This is a genomic window from Bradyrhizobium sp. 132, from assembly GCF_023074185.1.
Taxonomy (GTDB): domain Bacteria; phylum Pseudomonadota; class Alphaproteobacteria; order Rhizobiales; family Xanthobacteraceae; genus Bradyrhizobium.
Genome location: NZ_JADPKY010000042.1, coordinates 1 through 19,022, shown reverse-complemented (window position 1 = coordinate 19,022; position 19,022 = coordinate 1). Strand labels below are relative to the sequence as shown.

Below are 19,022 nucleotides of genomic sequence, written 5' to 3'. Positions count from 1 at the left end.
TACCCAAGTTTGCCGCTTACGATATCACTACCTCCCCCTCCAAAGCGGATCACGTTTTTCGGCGAATGCCCGACGCCCCTCAAGAGTGTCCTCTGAGCCGTAAAGCTTGTCTACGGTCGCAAGCTGGCGGCGTGTCACCCGGTTCATAGCGTCCTGGAACGTCAGCCCCTGGGCCACGCGCGCCGTCTCCTTGATGGCGGCAAAGACCAGAGGTGGGCCACTGGCGAGCAGCCGTGCAATCTTCCAGACTCGATCCTCAAGCTTCTCCTTGGGCAGCACCTCGTTGACCAGACCCCAGCGATGCGCTTCCGACACATCCATCCAGCGCCCGGTGAGCAGAAGATCCATTGCGACGTGATAGGGGATGCGCTTCGGCAGCTTGATCGTTGCCGCGTCGGCCAGTGTTCCGGCGCGGATCTCTGGCAGCGCGAACGAGGAATGATCGGAGGCGTAGATCAGGTCGCAGGAGAGCGCCAACTCGAAGCCACCGCCGACGGCCATACCGTTGACGCAGGCGATCACCGGCTTGTTGAGGTCGCGCAGTTCCTGTAGCCCGCCGAAGCCGCCAACTCCATAGTCGCTGTGGGAGTCATCTCGGCTGGCGGCCGCTTTGAGATCCCAGCCGGCGCAGAAGAACTTGTCGCCGGCCGTCTTCACGATGGCGATGCGCAGGTCAGGATCGTCTCGGAAGGCCTTGAAGGTCTCCCCCATCAGCCGCGACGTTTTCACATCGATGGCATTGGCCTTCGGTCGATCGAGCGTAACTTCAAGGATAGCGCCGTCGCGGCGGGTGGTGATGACGTCAGCCATTCGTCTTTTCTCCAAGTACCAGCAGCGCGTCGGCAATCCAGGCACCTTGGCCTTCGCTGCACACGATCAATGGGTTGATTTCAAGTTCCTCAATCTCGCCGGCATTCTGCTGCACAAAGGTGGCGATGCTTGAAATGGCATTAATGGCCGCTGCAACATCGGCCTTGCGCCGGCCGCGATAGCCTTCCAGCAGCGGATAGAGTTTCAGCCCGCGCAGTGCCGTCTCAATATCGTCACGCGTTGCCGGCAGCATCAGGGTCACGCTATCGCGCAACAGCTCAACCAGCACGCCACCGGTGCCCAGCGTCATGACCGCGCCGAACATGGGATCGCGCGTGAAGCCGACGATCAGTTCGGCGACACCCTCACGCACCATGCTTTCGACGTAGAGGCCGGCCCCGAGCCCGAGCAAATCATTAGCCGCGGCGCTGACGGAATCGGCGTCCTCGAGGTTAAGCCGCACTGCACCGACTTCCGATTTGTGCGCCACGCCCAAAGCCTTCAGCGCCACTGGGAAGCCGAGCGCCGTGGACGAGATCACCGCCTCGATCGTATTGCCGGCGCGCTCGCCGTCTGGTACTGGCAGGCCGGCTTTGATCAATCTCCTCTTGGCTTCGGCTTCGTCAGGCCTCACACGTTCGCCGTTGAACGCACCAGCCGACGCTGTGGTTATTGGCGGCGCTTGCGGCGTGCGCCAGGCCGAGCCGATGAACGCCGCCGCATCGGCGGCTTTGATAGCTTCCGCAATCCCGAATAGAGGAGCAATGCCCTTGGTTATCAGATCGGCGGCGTACTCTTCAGGCATGTTCTCTGGTAACGAGGAGACGATCGCGCCTTTCGCTTTGGTGGTCTTCAGCGCCGCTTGGAACGCTTGCCGCGGCAGCGATCGACCGCCATCAGTGCAGCGGTCGGGACGCGGGAAGTCGAGCACGAGCAGATTGAGATCGAAGCCAGCCGACACCATAGCGGTGAAAGTCTCAGTCATCGATGGCACGTCGTTCACGATGAAAGTATGGTAGTCGAGCGGGTTGGCCACCGCCACCAATGGTCCGAGCGTCGATTTGATATGGGCGCGCTGCTGGTCAGTGAGGCGGGGGAAATGCACCAAGTGCCCGTCCGCGCTGTCGGCCATCACTGAGGCTTCGCCGCCCGAGCAGCTCATCGATGACAGGCGGTAACCGGGCAGCGGACCGGTCACGTGTAAGAGCTTCAGCGTCTCGATGAATGTCGGAATGGATTCGACGCGAGCGATACCGAGCCTCTTTAGGAAGGCGGCGGATGCAGCGTCCGAGCCGGCAAGCGAAGCGGTATGCGATACGGTCGCCTCCCGCGCCTGCTCGGAACGGCCGACTTTCAACGCGATGATCGGCTTTTTCAGCTCCCGCGCCCGTGCCGCCAGGCTTTCGAAGCCGGGCACGGAATCGAACGCCTCGATGTGCAGGCCGAGCGCAGTGACCCGATCGTCCTCGATCAGGCCGGTCGCCATTTCGGAAAGACCAGTCTGCGCCTGGTTGCCAGCGGTCATTAGAAAGGCGGTCGGCAGTCCGCGTTTCTGCATAGTGATGTTGATGGCGATGCTGGACGACTGTGTGATGATGGCGACCCCGCGGCCTCTCTGGGGAAGCCTAGTGCCACCATGTTGGTCCGGCCACATAAGCGCGCCGTCGGCAAAGTTGATCAGACCGTAGCAGTTCGGGCCGATGATCGGCATCTCGCCGGCGGCTGCGACGAGCTCGGCCTGTAGCCGTTCTCCATCCTGGTCGTAGCCTTCTGTTTCGAGAAACCCGGAAGCATAGCAGACAGCGCTGCCGGCCCCGCGTCCGGACAGCGCCTTAACCACTTCTATAGTGAGGTGGCGGTTGACGCCGACCCAAGCGGCGTCAGGCGCATCGGGCAGGTCGGCCACGGACCGGTAGGCCTTGCGGCCGGCAACCTCGTCCTTAGTGGGATGCACCGGCCAGATCTCTCCGGCAAAGCCCATCTTGATCGATTGCGCGACGACAGCTGCCGCCTGTCGGCCTCCAAACACGGCGATCGTTTTCGGACGCAGAAGTCGTTCCAGTCTATGCATTGATCAGGCTCCAAGCGGGCGCAGCACCGCCCCGAATAATGTGTCACACGGGAAGTTCCGAGGCGCTTTCCCGAATCTGCTCGAGGTGGACATCGCGCCAAACGCGCTCCTGCGGCAGGTTGTCCATTAGTCCCATGGCGCTATGGACCTGGATCCAAGGGAGTGGCCTATCTGGCACGATATCACCGCACATCGCTGCGGTCAGGTTGATCATCGGAATCACATTCGACTGCACCACTCTTGACCAGCCCACTCGTACGTTAGGCTCTTTAGTTCGCTTGCTCAGTACGGAGTCCCCCGAGCCGTGCGAGCCGCCGCAGGTGATGATCAGCGTCGCCGAACAGCGTGTCTAACATCGTCACGTGCTTGAAATAGTGACCGATGCTGTACTCCATCGTCATTCCGATGCCACCGTGGAGCTGGATCGACTGATGCCCGATGGCCTTCGCCGATCGGCCGATCTGGATCTTTGTCGCCGAGATAGCGCGCTCGCGCTCGATGGTGTCCGCTTCGCCTGCCATCATTGCCGCATACATGGCCATCGAGCGGGACTGCTCTAATTCGACAAACATGTCGACGGCTCGATGCTGCAGCACCTGGAAGGTACCAATTTTTCTACCGAACTGCTCGCGCGTCTTGAGATAATCGAGAGTGATGGCCTGCATTTTGGCAAAGGAGCCGACGGCTTCTGCGCAGAGCGCCGCTACGGCCTCGTCCGCTACTCGCGAAATCACTGGGAACGCCCTAGCTGGGTCGCCAATGACATTGGCCGGCTCAACGTGCACGTTCTCGAGGGTGATGTCGGCCGCGCGCAGACCGTCCTGTGTCGGATAACCGCGGCGTGTAAGGCCCGGCGCATCGGCGTTGACGACGAACAGGCCGATCCCATCCCTGTCCCGTGTGTCTCCGGCCGTTCGCGCCGACACGATAATTTTATCGACCGAGTCGCCGTGGAGGACGAGACTCTTGGCGCCGTTGAGCATCCATCCATGGCCGTGCTCTGTTGCCTGCGTCTCAATATCGAAAAGGTCGTAGCGCGACTGCGGTTCGGCATAGGCGAAGGCAACTTTTACACGGCCTTCCACAATCGCAGGGATTATCTCCGCCTTCTGCGCCTCGCTCGTCCCGTGGCGGAGGATCCCGCCCGCAAGTACCGTCGTCGCGAAATAAGGCTCGAGGATCAGCGCCCCGCCAAACGCCTCCATAACGATCATGGTCTCGACAGCACTGCCGCCAAAGCCGCCATATTCTTGACCGAAGGACAGCCCAAGAAGCCCCAACTCGGCATAGCGTAACCACATCGCCTCGCTATACCCCCGCTCCTCGGTCTGATACATGCGGCGGTCGTCAAAGCCGTATCTGTCGAGCACCAGCCGCTCGACGCTATCCTTGAGGAGCCGCTGCTCCTCGGAGAGATCAAAGTCCAACGTGATATTCTCCTGAACTGGGGCCGTGCCAGTGGTCCTCAAAAAGTTATCGACGAGCCCCGCCGCACCTCATGGAATCGACCAGCGAAACGTTAGAGACCGAGGATCGCCTTGGCGATTATGTTCTTCTGAATTTCGTTGGAGCCCCCATAAATTGAGACCTTACGAACGTTGAAATAGGCGGGCGCGATTGTCGCGACCCAATCGGGTCCGATCGGCGCCTCGTTATGACTCTCGAGATCGCTTTTCGATAATGCGGGCAACGCGTAAGGGCCGACCATGTCGAGCAGAAGCTCCGCAGTGGCCTGCTGGATTTCCGAGCCCTTGATTTTGAGGATGGCACTCGCTGGATCTTGAGTGCCCTTCTGTCGCTTCGATTCCCTCGCGACTACACGAACCGGAACACGGACATTGTCAAAAAAGACTTCGTTGACTTTGGGACCGTCGTCGATCAACTGTATCGGACGCACACTCACGCCGGGGGTCTCCTTGTCGATCAAGAGGAAGGAGATACCCTGCTGTTTCTTGACATCGGGATTCGTCCTGACCAGGCAGAAGATCCAATCGGCGTATTGCGCCAGCGTCGTCCAGGTCTTCTGGCCGTTCACGATGTAGTGGTCGTCGTGCCGTACAGCGCGCGTTTTGAGTGAGGCAAGATCAGAGCCCGCGTCGGGCCCGGAAAAGCCTTGGCACCACCAATCGTCCGCGTTGGCGATACGCGGCAGATAATATTTCTTTTGCACCTCATTACCGAAAGTGTAGATCACCGGGCCCACCAAGGATGTACCGAAGTCGGGCAAACCCTGCACTGGATACATCTGGCCTTCTTCGTTGAAGATGTAATGCTGCACGGGAGTCCATCCTGTTCCACCATATTCCTCCGGCCAGTCCGGAACGCTCCAACCTTTCTTATTTAGGGTGCGCACCCAGGCGACCATCTCTCGTTCCTGATAGATCTCGGTTCTCGATCAGCTTGCGACGCATCTCCGGCGGCACGTGATCGTGTAAGAACTGACGCACCGCTTGACGGAATGCCTGTTCTTCGTGGTTAAACGAAAGTTCCATTGGAGTTTTCTGTCAGCCAATTCAGTCGCACATGACGCAGGGCTACGTTGCGCGCGTACTCTCATGGTAAGACAGGGACGCGCACAAGAACGGCAAAAATGCCTTGAGAGTTGAGGAAATACAGCAAAATGAGAGCGCTTGCTAACGTTTGAACGCCGAGCCATTTGTCGGCGTGCGTGTGTCCACCGACGAGCCGCCGCTAACGCGCCACCTTCGGCCTCGCCGCAACGCCCAGACGTTCAGAAAATGCGCTACCCTTAGGCTGCTTGGATTCATCCGTCACTGCCTTGGCAGGTAAAGCGGCGGGTGATGAGAGCATGTCCAAACCGCGACACATAGGGCGCGAACACTCCGATCTCAACGATCTTTGCCGGTCAAGGTGCTGTACTGGCGGGCAACGCCGTAAGAATTTTGTACTATTTCAGAGAGCCGATTTCTCCCATGACCAGAACCGCGCCCTTCTCGCCATGCTTTCTCAGCGTACTCACCAACGATGTTGCGCACCGAACCGGCGACCGGCGTGGCGTAGGAAGTGGCGGACTCGGCGTCGGCTCGAGACGCGTGAGATGTCCCGGAGCGGACGCTCTCAGATCTCTATGTTGTACGGCTTGCATTTGATGCTCAATTCCGGTCACACGTCATCCAGAAGCGGTCGGCGCCCCCGGAAATACACTCGCCACGCAGCTGAGTGCGGCGCACCTTGCGGACTTCATCGCGCAATGCTGGTCGACGAACTCCATGGTGAGCGGACGCTTATGTAGGACCATCCAGCTCGGCCAGATGCGCCAGCAGCGCCTTAGCAATCAGGGCCGGGCGACGCTGTACGACGGCATGAATTGACAACCCAGGTTTTCGGGCGGCAAGCCGATCACGGCGCTCAAGACCGCAGTTGACAAAATTCTTTGCGGAAGGCGCTGTGTCAGCGGCCCTTGAAGCATCAGAGGCCGAGGACGGCCTTGGCAATGATGTTCTTCTGAATCTCGCTGGAGCCCGAATAGATCGATGCCGCTCGGCTACCGAAATAGGCGGGCGCGATGCGTGCGGCCCAGTCGGCACCAATCGGAGGCTCGTTGCCACTCTCGAGCTCCTCTTCCGTCAGATAGGGAAGCGCATGGGGTCCGGCCACATCCATTAGCAGTTCTGCCGTCGCCTGCTCGATTTCCGAGCCTCTGAGCTTAAGGATAGAACTTGCAGGGTCCTGCGTAACCTTCTGCTGCTTCGATGCATTAGCAACCACGCGAAGCTGCGTCAGTTCGAACGCCTTCAGCTGGACTTCGACTGCTGCGACCTTCTCCCGGAACATCGCCTGGTCGATTAGTCGCTCATCGCCGACCCAGCGCTGTGCGGCAAGTCTCCTGGCGCGCCGAATGCGCTCCTCGGAAATGGCCACGCCGGCGTCGGCGAAGCGTTCATTGCCGAGAAGAAATTTGGCATAGTCCCAGCCCTTGTTCTCTTCGCCGACGAGATTCTCGACCGGAACACGGACGTTCTCAAAAAAGACCTCGTTAACTTCATGGCTGCCGTCGATTAGCTGTATCGGACGTACACTGACGCCAGGCGTCTTCATGTCGATCAGGAGGAAAGAGATACCCTGCTGTTTCTTGACATCGGGATTCGTCCTGACCAAGCAAAAGATCCAATCGGCGTATTGCGCCCACGTGGTCCAGATCTTCTGGCCGTTGACGACATAGTGGTCGCCATTGCGGGCTGCTCGCGTTCTGAGCGAAGCAAGATCGGAGCCTGCGCCTGGCTCGGAGAAACCCTGGCACCACCAATCCTCAGCGTTGGCGATACGCGGCAGATAGTATTGCTTCTGTGCCTCATTGCCAAAGGTATAGATGACCGGGCCGACCAAAGGCTCGCCGTATCCGAACTTAAAACGTGCGGGAAGCGCTCGCACCTCTTCCGCGAAAATGTACTGTTGCAGGGGGGTCCACCCCGCCCCTCCATATTCCTTGGGCCATGTTGGGACGCCCTTCTTATTGAGAATACGCGCTCCCGCAGCCTTCTCGTCTTTTGAGAGTTGTCTGCCTTCGGCCAATTTGCGCGGTATCTCCGGCAACATGTTATCACGCAAGAACAGCCGCATTTCTTCGCGAAAGCGTCGCTCTTCTTCTGTGAATGCGAGATCCATTTTTGAGTTTCCCGTCACTAATTCAGCTTCGGATAGTTGCGGTTGTTGTTAGTGAGTTAGGGGCCACGGTCGAGAAGAGCCCGTTCCCACAGCGCGACCGTTTCACCGGCGCCGTAACGCTGCAAGCGCAGCCCCGCCAAAACGGCCACTAGGCAGTCGTCGCGCTTCCTTTCGAGCTCTGACGTCGTGAGATTATCTGATTTCACTTGCGCGTCTGATTGCTCGGCGAGCCTGTCCAGGAAAGCGTCGGTGAGTTCGGGCACGTTGGTGAACTTCGTCAGTGGCCACTTTAGCTGGGACCCCCATTGCTCCATAAATCGACGCATACCAGCCGCACCGCCGCCGCCCATCCGGAAGGCGCCGACGACCGCCCGGCGCAACCCAAAGGAATAACGAACCGCGTCATCGATTTCCTGTAAGCTGGCGACGTCGTCGTGCACCAGCCACAACGCCTCTCGCCACATGGCCTGCTGCAGCCGGTTTGCGATGAACCCGTCCACCTCTTTGCGTACCACGAGCGGGTGCATACCCACGGCACGATAGATGTCCGCCGCCCGCGCCAACGCCTTGGGCACCGCACGCTGTCCGGCGCACAGTTCAACCAACGGCAGCAGGTAAACCGGGTCGAACGGGTGCGCGACGAGCAGGCGCTCGGGGTGGTCCATATCCGCCTGCAGCAAAGATGGTCGAAGTCCCGAGGTCGAGGAGCAGACCAGGGTATCAGGGGCAGTTGCTCGGCTAGCCGCTGCGAGCAGTTGCTGCTTCAATTCCAGACGCTCCGGCGCGGACTCTTGCACGAGATCTACGTCAGCCACCGCTTCCGCAATTGACTCCACCACCGTCAGCGCCCCTTCAGCGGGGAGCGGGACCTGCGTCAGCTGCCGATACAGCCGCCGCGCGTTGGCCAGAATCGCCTGCACGCGATCGACCGCACCAGGTGCCGGATCATACAGCCGCACATCGACTCCATTCAGGATAAATCGTGCGGCCCAGCCGCCGCCGATCGTCCCGCCCCCTAATAGCCCGACCCGCCGCGGCAGTTTCTCCGGCAGGAACGTTGAATTATCTGACATCGATATTGTACTCCCAGGCATGATGCTTGTCGCAAAGCTCATCAGGACTCCCCACTCTCACCGCGATCCTGGCGAGAGCTCCCACTGCACCGTTAACCAGTTCATCGTCGGTCGCCACGTGCGAAACCTCGTCGGATCGTCGGCACATGCGGTCTAGGCGACGCCCAAAGGCTGCGCCTATAGTCACACAGGTAATGAACACCGAAAGCCATTCTCACCTCGCCGGCACATCGGCGCTACGTTTGATCTCCAATAAATAATACCGGGCCTGCGGATGTGGAATTGACTAATATGGCCGCTTGCAAGCAGCATTCCTGCGCCCCGTCGCCACAAGTCGAAGCATCTATCTCGTCGCATTCGGAGATGAGGTGAGCCCCCGCAAAACCGGCGCTTAGGATTGGGCCCCAAAACGGCCATTGGGGTCGCGAACGCGATCCCGGTAGTTTGGATCATAACGCGGCCTCGGGGCCACATATCGAGTTGGTCGGCCCGCGTGTGCGCGGCCTCCGGCTCGCGACGGGCCTACCGCTGCCCCTAATGCGTTCAATATCGATGTGCACTGACCAAAGAATCAGGCAAGCCCTGGAGCTACGAATTCCTATGATCTTGATCATGCGTTAGCCAGATGATCATCGCGTCGGCAGGGGAGCTCGTCCCTCTATCTGGCATTCTGTTGTGTGAAAACTTCACCTATTCAGCCGAGATGCAGAATTTCGTCCATACGAGGCACGACATCGGGGGAATGCGGCTCGCGGGACCGTTAACATCTCAGGTGACTACGGTTCAGTGGCCGGCTGTGCCGATCCTCATTGATGGAGCACCATGTCCCAAATCCGTCTTTTGGCGATGCAGCAATTCCTCGCTTGCCTCAACCCCTCATATTGCAAATGACTCTCCGATGACAGACCTCTCACCTGTGCTTCCAACAATCGAGCAGCATCACATCGACCGACGGCGCTATCCGCACGGGGTTGCCTTCATGGACGGGCAATACCTGCCGATGTCCGAAGCCAAGATCTCCGTGCTCGATTGGGGCTTCCTGCACTCCGACGCCACCTACGACACAGTGCACGTCTGGGATGGCCGGTTTTTCCGGTTGGATTTGCACCTTGATCGGTTTTTGGCAGGCGTTGAACGCCTTCGAATGAAGCTGCCTTACGACCGCGAGAAAATCGCGTCTATCCTCGAGCAGTGTGTCGCCTTGTCGGGCCATAAATCGGCTTACGTTGAGATGATCTGCACGCGAGGGTCGTCGCCGACCTTCAGCCGCGATCCTCGCCAAGCAGAGAACCGCTTCATCGCGTTTGCTGTGCCTTATGGCTCGGTTGCCAACAAGCAACAATTGGAAAGAGGCTTGCACGTCGCGATCAGCGATACCGTCCGTATCCCGCCAAACTCAGTCGATCCTACCATCAAGAACTATCATTGGCTCGACCTCGTGAAGGGCCTTTTCGACGCCTACGACAAGGGTGGCGAGACAGCGCTGATCCTAGATGCGAACGGGAATGTCGCGGAAGGACCAGGCTTCAATGTGTTCGTGGTAAAGGATGGATCCTTGAGAACGCCGGCTTTTGGGGTATTGCCGGGTATCACGCGTCGGACCGTCTTTGATCTCTGTGCAGAGATTGGGCTTGCCGCCACTGCGGCCGACATCAGTCGTGACGACATCAAGAAGGCTGACGAGGTGTTCATCACCTCCACTGCCGGCGGTATTATGCCGGTGACGCGCATCGATGACACCACGATCTCTCAAGGACAGGTTGGAACCATCACCCGCCGGCTCACGGATCTGTACTGGCAAAAGCACGCTGATCCCGCGTGGTCGACGGCTATCATTTATCCCTGATCGGAAACGAACTATGCCCTCGCAAATTGGTCAGCGACTTCGTGGCAACCTCGATGAGCTATCATCGCGTAATCTCCTAAAAGTCGAACAAGAGATCGTTTCGCCCCAGTCCACGCATATTTATCTGCGCGCCCTTGGCGAGCGCGATCTCCTGAACATGTGCGCCAATAACTATCTCGGTCTGTCCAATCACCCTGCCCTGGTACAAGCCGCGCATGCAGGTCTCGAGCGGCATGGTTTTGGAATGTCGTCCGTGCGGTTTATTTGCGGGACGCACTCAGTTCATCGCGCGCTTGAAAGCAGGCTTTCCAGCTACCTTCGCACGGAGGACACGATCCTATTCGGTTCGTGCTTCGATGCGAACGCGGGATTGTTCGAGGCCCTGCTCGACGCTGACGATGCGGTAATCAGCGACAGCTTGAACCATGCGAGCATCATAGATGGGATTCGGCTTTGCAAAGCGAAGCGCTTTCGCTACGCCAATAATGATATGAGGCAGTTAGAGCAGGCTCTACGAGAGGCAAGCGACTGTCGAACAGTGCTCGTCGTGACCGATGGCGTGTTTTCCATGGATGGTGCTGCGGCGAATCTGCCCGGGATCTGTGACCTAGCGAAGCGTCATGGGGCCTTGGTCATGGTCGATGACTCTCATGCGGTCGGGTTTGTCGGACCAGAAGGGCGTGGAACGCCCGCGCGGTATGGGTTGGAAGACCGGATTGATATTCTTACCGGCACGCTCGGCAAAGCACTCGGCGGCGCCTCTGGCGGATACGTCTCGGGCCGTGGCGAGATCGTTTCTTGGTTGCGACAGCGTGCGCGCCCATACCTATTTTCAAACGCCTTAATGCCGGCGATCTGTGAAGCGTCATTGGCTGCAATCGATCTGGCGGAGAAGGCAGACGATCTTAGGCGGAATCTGTCTGCTCGCACTGGCCAGCTGCGTCAAGGAATGACCTGTGTGGGGTTTCACGTATTGGGCAGCGATCACCCGATTGTGCCCGTCATGACGGGCGATGCCGCAGTCGCGGTTCAGATTGCTGAGTATTTGCGTGCGCGCGACATTCTCGTCGTTCCCTTCTCATATCCTGTCGTGCCGGATGGTGCTGCGCGGATTCGCATGCAGGTAAGTGCCGCGCATCGTACAGACGACATAGAGAGAGTGATCGCTGCATTCCGAACAGCAAAGACGGACCTTGGCGTTTAGGGTCTTATAGTTCTTGCGGGGGAGATCCAGCATCATCAGTCTTCGATCGAGATGGCTTGCCGTGAAGAAGTGTTTGCAGAAACGCAAGGTGATGGCCTAGTTTCGCGCTTCTGAGGTTTGCGCTCGATCGAGTCGTGATTCCCTACAGAGTCGATGCGGATAGTTGTGGCCCGATCCCCTTCGCGACGTGATGTGACGGGCATCCGCGGCGGCGAGCGTCTCTACGTCAGTGATCACTGATCCGAGTGTGCGCTGTGGAAGGGGCTCACTATGTAAGGCCTGACAGAGCACGAATCATCCGCGTGTCGAGACACCACGGGCATGGCGATCTGACCTTGCAGTCCAAGTCGTAACGGTGCGCGAGGTCTACTCCTTCGAAACATCGGCCTCTGCGGCATCTTCTGCAAAGACTTTAGAGCACGCGGATGCTGATCCTGCCTGCGTACCTGCTGAGCTAAACCGGGCAGCGGCCGGAGCGCTTCTCGGACCGCATGGTCATTGATAGGGATTCGCGATCCAGCAGGCGCATATCACCTCATCGGACAGCTCGTGGGGCGGAAGCGACAGGTCTTCTGGCAATCTCCCGCGGTTTGCCCATTGCCTGCGGCAATGCCGACGACCATCGCAAGTCAGCGCGAGCGGCTTAGCGGCTGGGCCGTGCAGCGAGTGAACATTGCTCCTCCCGCCGACGCTTCAGACGCCTAACAATGCCTCAACCAAGTTCACCCAATAGCCGATGCCATACGGCAAAGCTTCGTCGTTAAAATCATATGCCGGGTTGTGCACAACAGCGGTCGGTCCGTTTCCAATGAAAATCAGAGCGCCTGGCCGCGCCTCAAGCATGTAAGCGAAATCCTCCGCCCCCATGCGGGGTTTAATGCTCTCGTCAACGGAACCGGACTCGACGAGACTGCGTGCCGCCCTGATCGCCAAATTAGTCTCCTGGATGTGGTTGAAGGTCACCGGGACCGACCGACGGTACTTGAACTCGATATCTGCGCCAAATGCGCTCGCGATGCCCTGGGCGGCTGCCATGATCTGGCGTTCGGCGAAGTCTCTCAGGTCAGGGACGTGGGTTCTGACCGTGCCAGCCATTTCGACCTGATCAGCGATGATGTTGTAAGCATTGGCAGCATTCAACTTCGTCACGGAGATCACGAGCGAATCGATTGGATTGATTTTGCGTGAAACTAGAGTCTGTATGCCGAGGATGATCTGTGCGGCAATCACGACTGGATCGATGGTCTCATGCGGCTTAGCCGCATGGCCGCCCCGGCCCTTTACGATAATGTCGAAATCGTCCTGCGACGCCATGATAGGCCCACTGCAAATGCTGAATTTGCCGACCTCGGTGCCCGGCGCGTTGTGCATCCCAAAAACTTTGGAGATGTTGAAACGGTCCATGATTCCTTCCTGGACCATTCTTAGGCCGCCAGACGGAAGTTCGACTTCTTCCGCCGGCTGAAAGATCAAAGCAACGCAGCCCTTAAAGTTGCGCGTGCCGGCAAGGTATTTCGCAGCACCCAACAACATGGCCGTATGACCATCGTGGCCGCACGCGTGCATTTTACCGGGTGCTTTCGACGACCACGGCTTGTTTGAGGCCTCGAGGATCGGCAAGGCGTCCATGTCCGCCCTTAGCGCGATCGTGGGCCCGTCTCCGCCAGTTCCCTGGATCAATGCAACGATACCGGTTTCAGCGATCTCCGTCTCAATGTGATTGATACCGAAGGAAGCCAGCTTCTCGGTCACGAACCTAGCCGTGTTGTGCAGCCGATAATCTAGCTCAGGATTTTCATGAAGGTAGCGACGCCACTCGGTTGCCTCTCGTTGCAGATCTCGGAAAGTTTCCACGCCGTGCATGTCAGACCTCAATTTGTGAGTTCAATATGATACGGCACTGTAGAAGCCCGGCGGATGCGCCATGCTTTCGAGCCTCTTCGAGCACCTTCTGTTGCTGTCAGCCACATGCCCTCCCAGCTTTGGGTCTGATTGGACATTGAGGTCTCGCCCGAACACGTGAACGAGACACGGCGAGGCAGCCTCTATCCATCGAAAATTGTGGAACACTTCTCAAGGTTAGGCGAAAACCCAGCGTGCTCTTCGCCCGATCCAGGGCATTTAGGGTGCTAGCGTTCTCTTAGTTCGCGACAACCGCTATTGTTCGAGAAGCCCGAGAAGTGAGCAGTTGCGCCCCAGATTCGGTCACGACGACGACCTCTTCGTGCAGCATCAACTTCGGCGATCCGTCAAAATATGACGGGTATGAGGTGCTTGGTTCAATGTTGATGATCATGCCTGGTCTTAGGATCGTCTTGTCGTCAGGTTGCACCGAGGGCAACTCTGGCATCCATAAACCCATCGAATGTCCCATTCGCCCGATGTTCGTGGCCTTACCGCGATTGTTTGAGCCATTTAGTACATCTGACATTGCGCCCCAGATATTGCAGATCGGAGTACCTGGTTTAACCGCGGCGATTCCCGCTTCGGTGGCATCCCAAACGATTTGATAGGCATCTTGAGTGTGCCGATCAGGCGCGCCGAAGGCAAAATGTCGATCGAAGTCGCTCCAATAAAAGTCAAATAGGCAGCCGGCATCAATAAACAGCAGATCACCATCCGAGAGAACTTTGTCGCTCGGAACACCGTAGGGGCGTGTATAACCCCCGCGGCCAGAAACACCCACTATCTTAGCCGTCTTTTCGACACCGCGACTGAAGCATTCGAGCTCGAAGAGCCGACACGCCTCCCGTTCCGTCATACCCAAACGCAGCTTTGGCGCCAGGTTGTCAAATGCTTCCGAGACAAGCTTACATACAGTTCGAATTCGGTCGACCTCTAATGGAGATTTGATCATCCGCAACGGAGTGAAAATCGGATCCGATGCATCTACAAACATCCGAGGTTTGATCGCATCCGCAACACGTAAGAAATCTCCCGTAGGGAAGCCAAGTCTGCTTTCGGCGCCAAGCTCTGTGCCGATTTTCGCATTCTCGGGCAATAGTTCGCGCAATGCTCCGGCGAGGGTCGACACCCCCTCATCCCTTGGATTCGGACTGGGCCAGCTCCGGCAGCGTTTGACCCAGGTCGTCTCCTTATAAAACTGATCGATTCCCTCTGGAACGACTGCAACAGCCTCACCGGACGAAAGAATAAGAAAGCGGGGCCGAGTTGTCTGCTGCGGCGTCGTGCTAGGCTCGCCGACAAAATATCGTAAATTGTGTTCGGAGGTTACCAGAAGCGCGTCAATGGCATGTTCTCTCATCGAACGCCGGGCTTGTTCGACCCGATCTTCGTATTCGGCCCGCGGGAAGGGAGCGTAAGGAATCGTTCTGATAGAACCAGAATCTAGAGCATTCATAGCGTTTCTCCTAAAAATGCACCGCGCGGGCGCCAACGGGCAAGTTCAACAATCTCGCTGTGCAGCACGCCGACTCCGACGACTCGCGCCCCGGCGTGACCATTCGGCAACATCCTTGGCCTTCAAAGCCGTGCGTAGCTGTTTATGCGAAAGCATTGGGACGCCAAGTTCCTCGGCAAGCAAGCGCGCAACGGCCTTGTAGGGCGCTTTGAGCTTATCGTGGTACACGATGGCTTGAATTCCGCCCACGATTGAATCCACGCACGCTCTTAGATTGATCAATCGACTTTCGTGATCATAGCCGCCAGACACCAGCCAATGATTGGGTAGGACGTGACTAGCTGCTATCGGGAGGTTGTCGAATGACTGCAACACCGCGGTTGTGAAGCTTGGTTCAAAGTGGACGCCGCCGACACAGAGGACGGAACGCACAGGTTCATCCATATGATCGAACGTATGCAGAAGAGCTCTCGCCAGCACTCGGGCGGCATGGGGATTTGCCCAATCGCCTGGCGAGCTTCCGATCTCGATGTCGATTGCAGAAGGCCTCAAGTCCGCGAGACAGGTCCCAGCATCACCGGCTTTGACGCCTGACCAGTGGGTCGCCTCTAAGTAAGTGCGAAAGTTATGAAGATCAGAGGTTATGCGCTCGGCCTCAATGGCAAGAAGAAGCCCCCGAGTAATTCGTGGGTCAACTTTGCTGAAAGTCCCCGTAGCCAGGTCGCCAGTCGTTTGAACCGAGAAAATTGCGTTTGGCGCATTGGCACCCTCGTGCCAATTCACTATGCCGATGACATCGGCGTCACCGAACCGCTCATTGAAGAGTGGTGCGTAGCGCGCGTAGTCGTTACTTACGACCTCGTTAGTGCGTACGATCGAAACGATAGTGTCGCGCAGGCCCGGGACCTCGAGCACCGGATGTCCATCAATCTCGAGCCCCGTCGAAACAAGGGTGCATCCGGTCATGATGGCGTTCAGAACGTGACCCGCCACCGGATCTGTTTCGCGGTCAACGCAAAAGATGAAGACGGCACGTCTCACTGCCTCCCTCCTTGAATTTCACTCGGGATTGAGAGCGCACGAGTCGCCCCCGAGCGCGGCTCCCGACTTCCAAGAGCAGCGCACTCATGAAAGTCGGGCGTATGTAATAAAGCCGCGGCCTCAAGAGACTCACCAAGACATGCCTGAGTGCGCTTCAACACCGGCGCCGGGCACAAGGTGACGTTCGTGGTCGGCCGAAGCCTTCGACGGGCTGCGGTCGGAACCCGCGTCAGTCGGGAAGGACTGCACTTATCTGCCGAATTGATAACGCGGTCGAATTCATAGTGCGTTGATCGCAAATTAAATGCACCACTGACCGGAAGCAGCATCGTCGTCTCCATAGGGCCTAAGAACCACCCGTCGGACGGAGTGACCGGATCACGTTTGCAGATCTCGCAGCCAGGACGACGAGTTCGGGATCAAGCTCGACGAGAGTTCTGAACATTTGGCCGGGGACGGATCATCAGGGTGCGTGCCGGGAATCATCCAGACACATTTGGAGGAGCACTCGATAGCGGTGTTCACGCATTCAGATGCGATGAGCAGCGCAAACTCGGCGTTCAAGGTCATTTCGAATCGCAAGACTGAGAGTCCTCAAATTGCGGACGGGCCCGGCGGCACTTCACTGCTGCTTTACCTGAACGCTGGCGTTCTGGTTGGGACCATCAACGCCGCGTGAGACCGGCGGGATAATCGTAAGCCCGGATACAGCGAATTCTTGACACCAAATTGCATGAGACGCGCGGCTTTGAGAGGCGGTACGTCATCGTCGGTGCCCGGACATTAGACCGGCTTTTGTGCTCTCGTCGTGCGTTTTTTTGGATGAGCTTGCAGCATTGCTGCGACCAGCGGGCTATTGCGCTGAAAAGCGGCGACATCCCGCTCCGCTACAATCGGCATCAGCGGCTTCATCCGGCTGAGCTGAGTGGCGAAAGAGCGTTCACCCAGCGACTCCGATGCGGTGTGATTGTCGCGTGGTTCGTGAGCTCTCTTGACATGCAGGCCGCACGTCTGAAAGTGTGGTGACGTCTGACGATGGTGTGCGGGAGAGTGCGGTGGGCCGACAGGCCCATCGCCGCCGACGGAGCAACCCCCCAAGGAAACTCTCAGGCCCAGGACTGCACACCGAGGACGATCTGGAGAGAGGTGCCGGTTGGTACCCACCGAAGGGGACCGTTATCTATCAGGATAGCGGAGAAAGCTCTCAGGTGCACGGACAGATTTGGGGACGGAGTTGTGGCGGAAGCCATTGCACCGTTCATTCATCCCTGTCTTGGAGCATACGATGAGCACGATCATCATTATCGGATCCGGTGTCACCGGAGTTACAACTGCCTATGCCTTGGCCTGCCGCGGCTATTCGGTCACGGTTTTCGATCGCCAACGTTATCCCGCGATGGACACTTCGTTTGCCAATGGCGGCCAATTGTCCGCAAGCAATGCAGAAGTCTGGAATAGTCTCGCAACGATCGTAAAAGGCGTGAAATGGATGCTGCGCAACGACGCACCATTGCTGCTGAACCCGAGCCCCAGTTTTCACAAATATTCTTGGCTCGCCGAGTTCGTAGGACAGATCCGTCACTACCGCCGCAATACGATCGAGACGACGAAGCTAGCGATAGCCGCGCGGCAACATCTGTTTGACCTTGCCGACCGGGAGAGTATCGCCTTCGACTTGGAGCGACGAGGAATATTGCACGTTTATTCGAGTAAGGCAGATTTCGATGCGGCTTCTCGGGTGAATCAGTTGCTGCTGCAGGGGGGATTGGATCGCCGCCCTGTGACGCCTTCCGAAATGCTCGCCATAGAGCCAGCGCTGAGTGACCAGTACTACGGCGGTTTCTTTACCCCCTCGGATTCAACCGGCGACATTCACAAGTTCACGCGTGGTCTTGCTGCGGCTTGTGAACGAAAGGGTGTGCGCTTTGTCTTTGGTGCCGAGATCTGCGATATGCGAGCCGATCAAGACGGCGTGGTCGTACGCTGGCAACAAGGTCCTCTGAGGCAGGAACTTAAAGCTGAAAGGGCAGTGGTGTGCGCGGTCGGCAGCCGCCGCATTGCTTCAATGCTGGGGGACAAGATAAACATCTATCCCGTCAAGGGGTACTCAATCACGGTAGAGCTGCGGGACGAAACGAGCCAAAAGGCTGCGCCCCGTGTCAGCCTGCTCGACGAGGCCACCAAGATCGTGACCAGCCGGTTGGGAGAAGATCGCTTCCGCGTCGCAGGGACCGCCGAGTTCAATGGCGAGAACCGCGACATCCGCTGGGACCGTATCAAGCCTCTGGTACGCTGGGTAGAGCGAGCGTTCCCGGATGTGTCTACCGCACAAGTGGTGCCATGGGCGGGCCTGCGTCCTATGACACCTAGCATGATGCCGAGGGTCGGCCGAGGCAAACGGCCGAATATTTTCTACAACACCGGGCATGGTCATCTGGGCTGGACATTATCCGCTATCACGGCCGAGATGATTGCCGACGTCATTGCGACAGACGACAGTAAAGCTCGGCTGAGCCGATCCGTGGCCTGATACTCGGGGCTCTCCAGCTCTGCAAAACCCTGCTCCCGGCACATCAACACCGGGAGCGTTATTGTTTGAAGAGCGCCACAGCAGGATCTTGCGTACCCAGGGCAAGATGTGAGGCCTGGCCGGCGTACGACTGGCCTGGACGCACGAAATCAGTTTTTCAAACGAATCCCCCCAATGAGCCAATTGGCGCCGTCGCTTTCAACAGCCTTAACGCAATCACCATCGGGTTTAGCCGAGGGTCTCTGCATGACCCTATGTTGTTTTCGCGAATTCATGTCAATGCACGCTGTGGCCCACATTGAAGGTGCGCTTTGCGTCCAAGTAAAAGGACGCCATGCTGTAGCGTTCGTCTAAGCTTGATCTAGGGTTCAGACTCAATTGATCCAATAGGCGACGATGGCGGCGAGGTGGACGGCAGCCAAGAAGTTTCTGGCAAGTTTGTCGTAGCGAGTTGCGACAC

13 protein-coding genes, 2 pseudogenes and 2 riboswitches are annotated in these 19,022 nt (G+C 58.0%); of the genes and pseudogenes, 4 read left to right on the top strand and 11 right to left on the bottom strand.

Annotated elements, in window-relative coordinates; all coding sequences use genetic code 11:
- Positions 1 to 27: 27 nt before the first annotated feature.
- The 7 genes and pseudogenes from IVA74_RS07710 to IVA74_RS07680 all read right to left on the bottom strand — a co-directional run bounded on the left by IVA74_RS07710 (position 28) and on the right by IVA74_RS07680 (position 8,622).
- Positions 28 to 810, bottom strand: coding sequence for a carnitinyl-CoA dehydratase (locus IVA74_RS07710; RefSeq protein WP_247341306.1), 783 nt, complete (start codon positions 808 to 810; stop codon positions 28 to 30).
- On the bottom strand, positions 803 to 2,881 hold the full coding sequence (locus IVA74_RS07705; protein WP_247341303.1) for an acetate--CoA ligase family protein: 2,079 nt from the start codon (positions 2,879 to 2,881) through the stop codon (positions 803 to 805). The genes IVA74_RS07710 and IVA74_RS07705 overlap by 8 nt, the downstream gene beginning before the upstream one ends.
- A gap of 43 nt (positions 2,882 to 2,924) precedes the next feature.
- Positions 2,925 to 3,095 carry a hypothetical protein gene (locus tag IVA74_RS07700; protein ID WP_247341301.1) on the bottom strand — a complete coding sequence of 57 codons (171 nt, stop codon included), beginning with the start codon at positions 3,093 to 3,095 and terminating at the stop codon, positions 2,925 to 2,927.
- Between the two features lie 55 nt (positions 3,096 to 3,150).
- A complete protein-coding gene (locus IVA74_RS07695; RefSeq protein WP_247341299.1) occupies positions 3,151 to 4,308 on the bottom strand; it encodes an acyl-CoA dehydrogenase family protein in 1,158 nt (385 codons plus the stop codon).
- 92 nt (positions 4,309 to 4,400) lie between these two features.
- Positions 4,401 to 5,373: pseudogene (locus tag IVA74_RS07690) on the bottom strand (acyl-CoA dehydrogenase family protein).
- A 937-nt stretch (positions 5,374 to 6,310) separates the two neighbouring features.
- Complete coding sequence (locus IVA74_RS07685) at positions 6,311 to 7,507, bottom strand: acyl-CoA dehydrogenase family protein (protein WP_247341297.1); 1,197 nt, start codon at positions 7,505 to 7,507, stop codon at positions 6,311 to 6,313.
- Positions 7,508 to 7,563: 56 nt separating this feature from the next.
- On the bottom strand, positions 7,564 to 8,622 hold the full coding sequence (locus IVA74_RS07680; RefSeq protein ID WP_247341295.1) for a 3-hydroxyacyl-CoA dehydrogenase NAD-binding domain-containing protein: 1,059 nt from the start codon (positions 8,620 to 8,622) through the stop codon (positions 7,564 to 7,566).
- A gap of 856 nt (positions 8,623 to 9,478) precedes the next feature.
- On the opposite strand from IVA74_RS07680, the gene IVA74_RS07675 reads away from it, so the two are divergent.
- Positions 9,479 to 10,426: an aminotransferase class IV gene (locus IVA74_RS07675; RefSeq protein ID WP_247341293.1), complete on the top strand. Its 948-nt coding sequence runs from the start codon at positions 9,479 to 9,481 to the stop codon at positions 10,424 to 10,426.
- 13 nt (positions 10,427 to 10,439) lie between these two features.
- Positions 10,440 to 11,630, top strand: a complete 1,191-nt coding sequence (locus IVA74_RS07670; protein WP_247341291.1) for a glycine C-acetyltransferase — start codon at positions 10,440 to 10,442, stop codon at positions 11,628 to 11,630.
- A 693-nt stretch (positions 11,631 to 12,323) separates the two neighbouring features.
- Here the strand turns inward: IVA74_RS07670 and IVA74_RS07665 are convergent.
- The 3 genes from IVA74_RS07665 to IVA74_RS07655 form a co-directional block, all read right to left on the bottom strand.
- Entirely contained in the window at positions 12,324 to 13,493 is a 1,170-nt protein-coding gene (locus IVA74_RS07665; RefSeq protein ID WP_247341289.1) for a M20 aminoacylase family protein, read from the bottom strand.
- Positions 13,494 to 13,770: 277 nt separating this feature from the next.
- Positions 13,771 to 14,991, bottom strand: a complete 1,221-nt coding sequence (locus IVA74_RS07660; RefSeq protein ID WP_247341287.1) for a Xaa-Pro peptidase family protein — start codon at positions 14,989 to 14,991, stop codon at positions 13,771 to 13,773.
- Between the two features lie 45 nt (positions 14,992 to 15,036).
- A complete protein-coding gene (locus tag IVA74_RS07655) occupies positions 15,037 to 16,032 on the bottom strand; it encodes a D-aminoacyl-tRNA deacylase (RefSeq protein WP_247341285.1) in 996 nt (331 codons plus the stop codon).
- A 472-nt stretch (positions 16,033 to 16,504) separates the two neighbouring features.
- Between IVA74_RS07655 and IVA74_RS07650 the strand changes: the two genes are divergently transcribed.
- Both IVA74_RS07650 and IVA74_RS07645 read left to right on the top strand, forming a co-directional pair.
- A complete protein-coding gene (locus IVA74_RS07650; protein WP_247341283.1) occupies positions 16,505 to 16,711 on the top strand; it encodes a hypothetical protein in 207 nt (68 codons plus the stop codon).
- 354 nt (positions 16,712 to 17,065) lie between these two features.
- Positions 17,066 to 17,163: riboswitch (glycine riboswitch) on the top strand.
- 3 nt (positions 17,164 to 17,166) lie between these two features.
- Positions 17,167 to 17,254: riboswitch (glycine riboswitch) on the top strand.
- A 63-nt stretch (positions 17,255 to 17,317) separates the two neighbouring features.
- Complete coding sequence (locus tag IVA74_RS07645) at positions 17,318 to 18,562, top strand: D-amino acid dehydrogenase (RefSeq protein WP_247341281.1); 1,245 nt, start codon at positions 17,318 to 17,320, stop codon at positions 18,560 to 18,562.
- Positions 18,563 to 18,936: 374 nt separating this feature from the next.
- On the opposite strand, the pseudogene IVA74_RS07640 reads toward IVA74_RS07645, so the two are convergent.
- Positions 18,937 to 19,022, bottom strand: a pseudogene (locus tag IVA74_RS07640) (IS5/IS1182 family transposase); the annotation flags it as partial.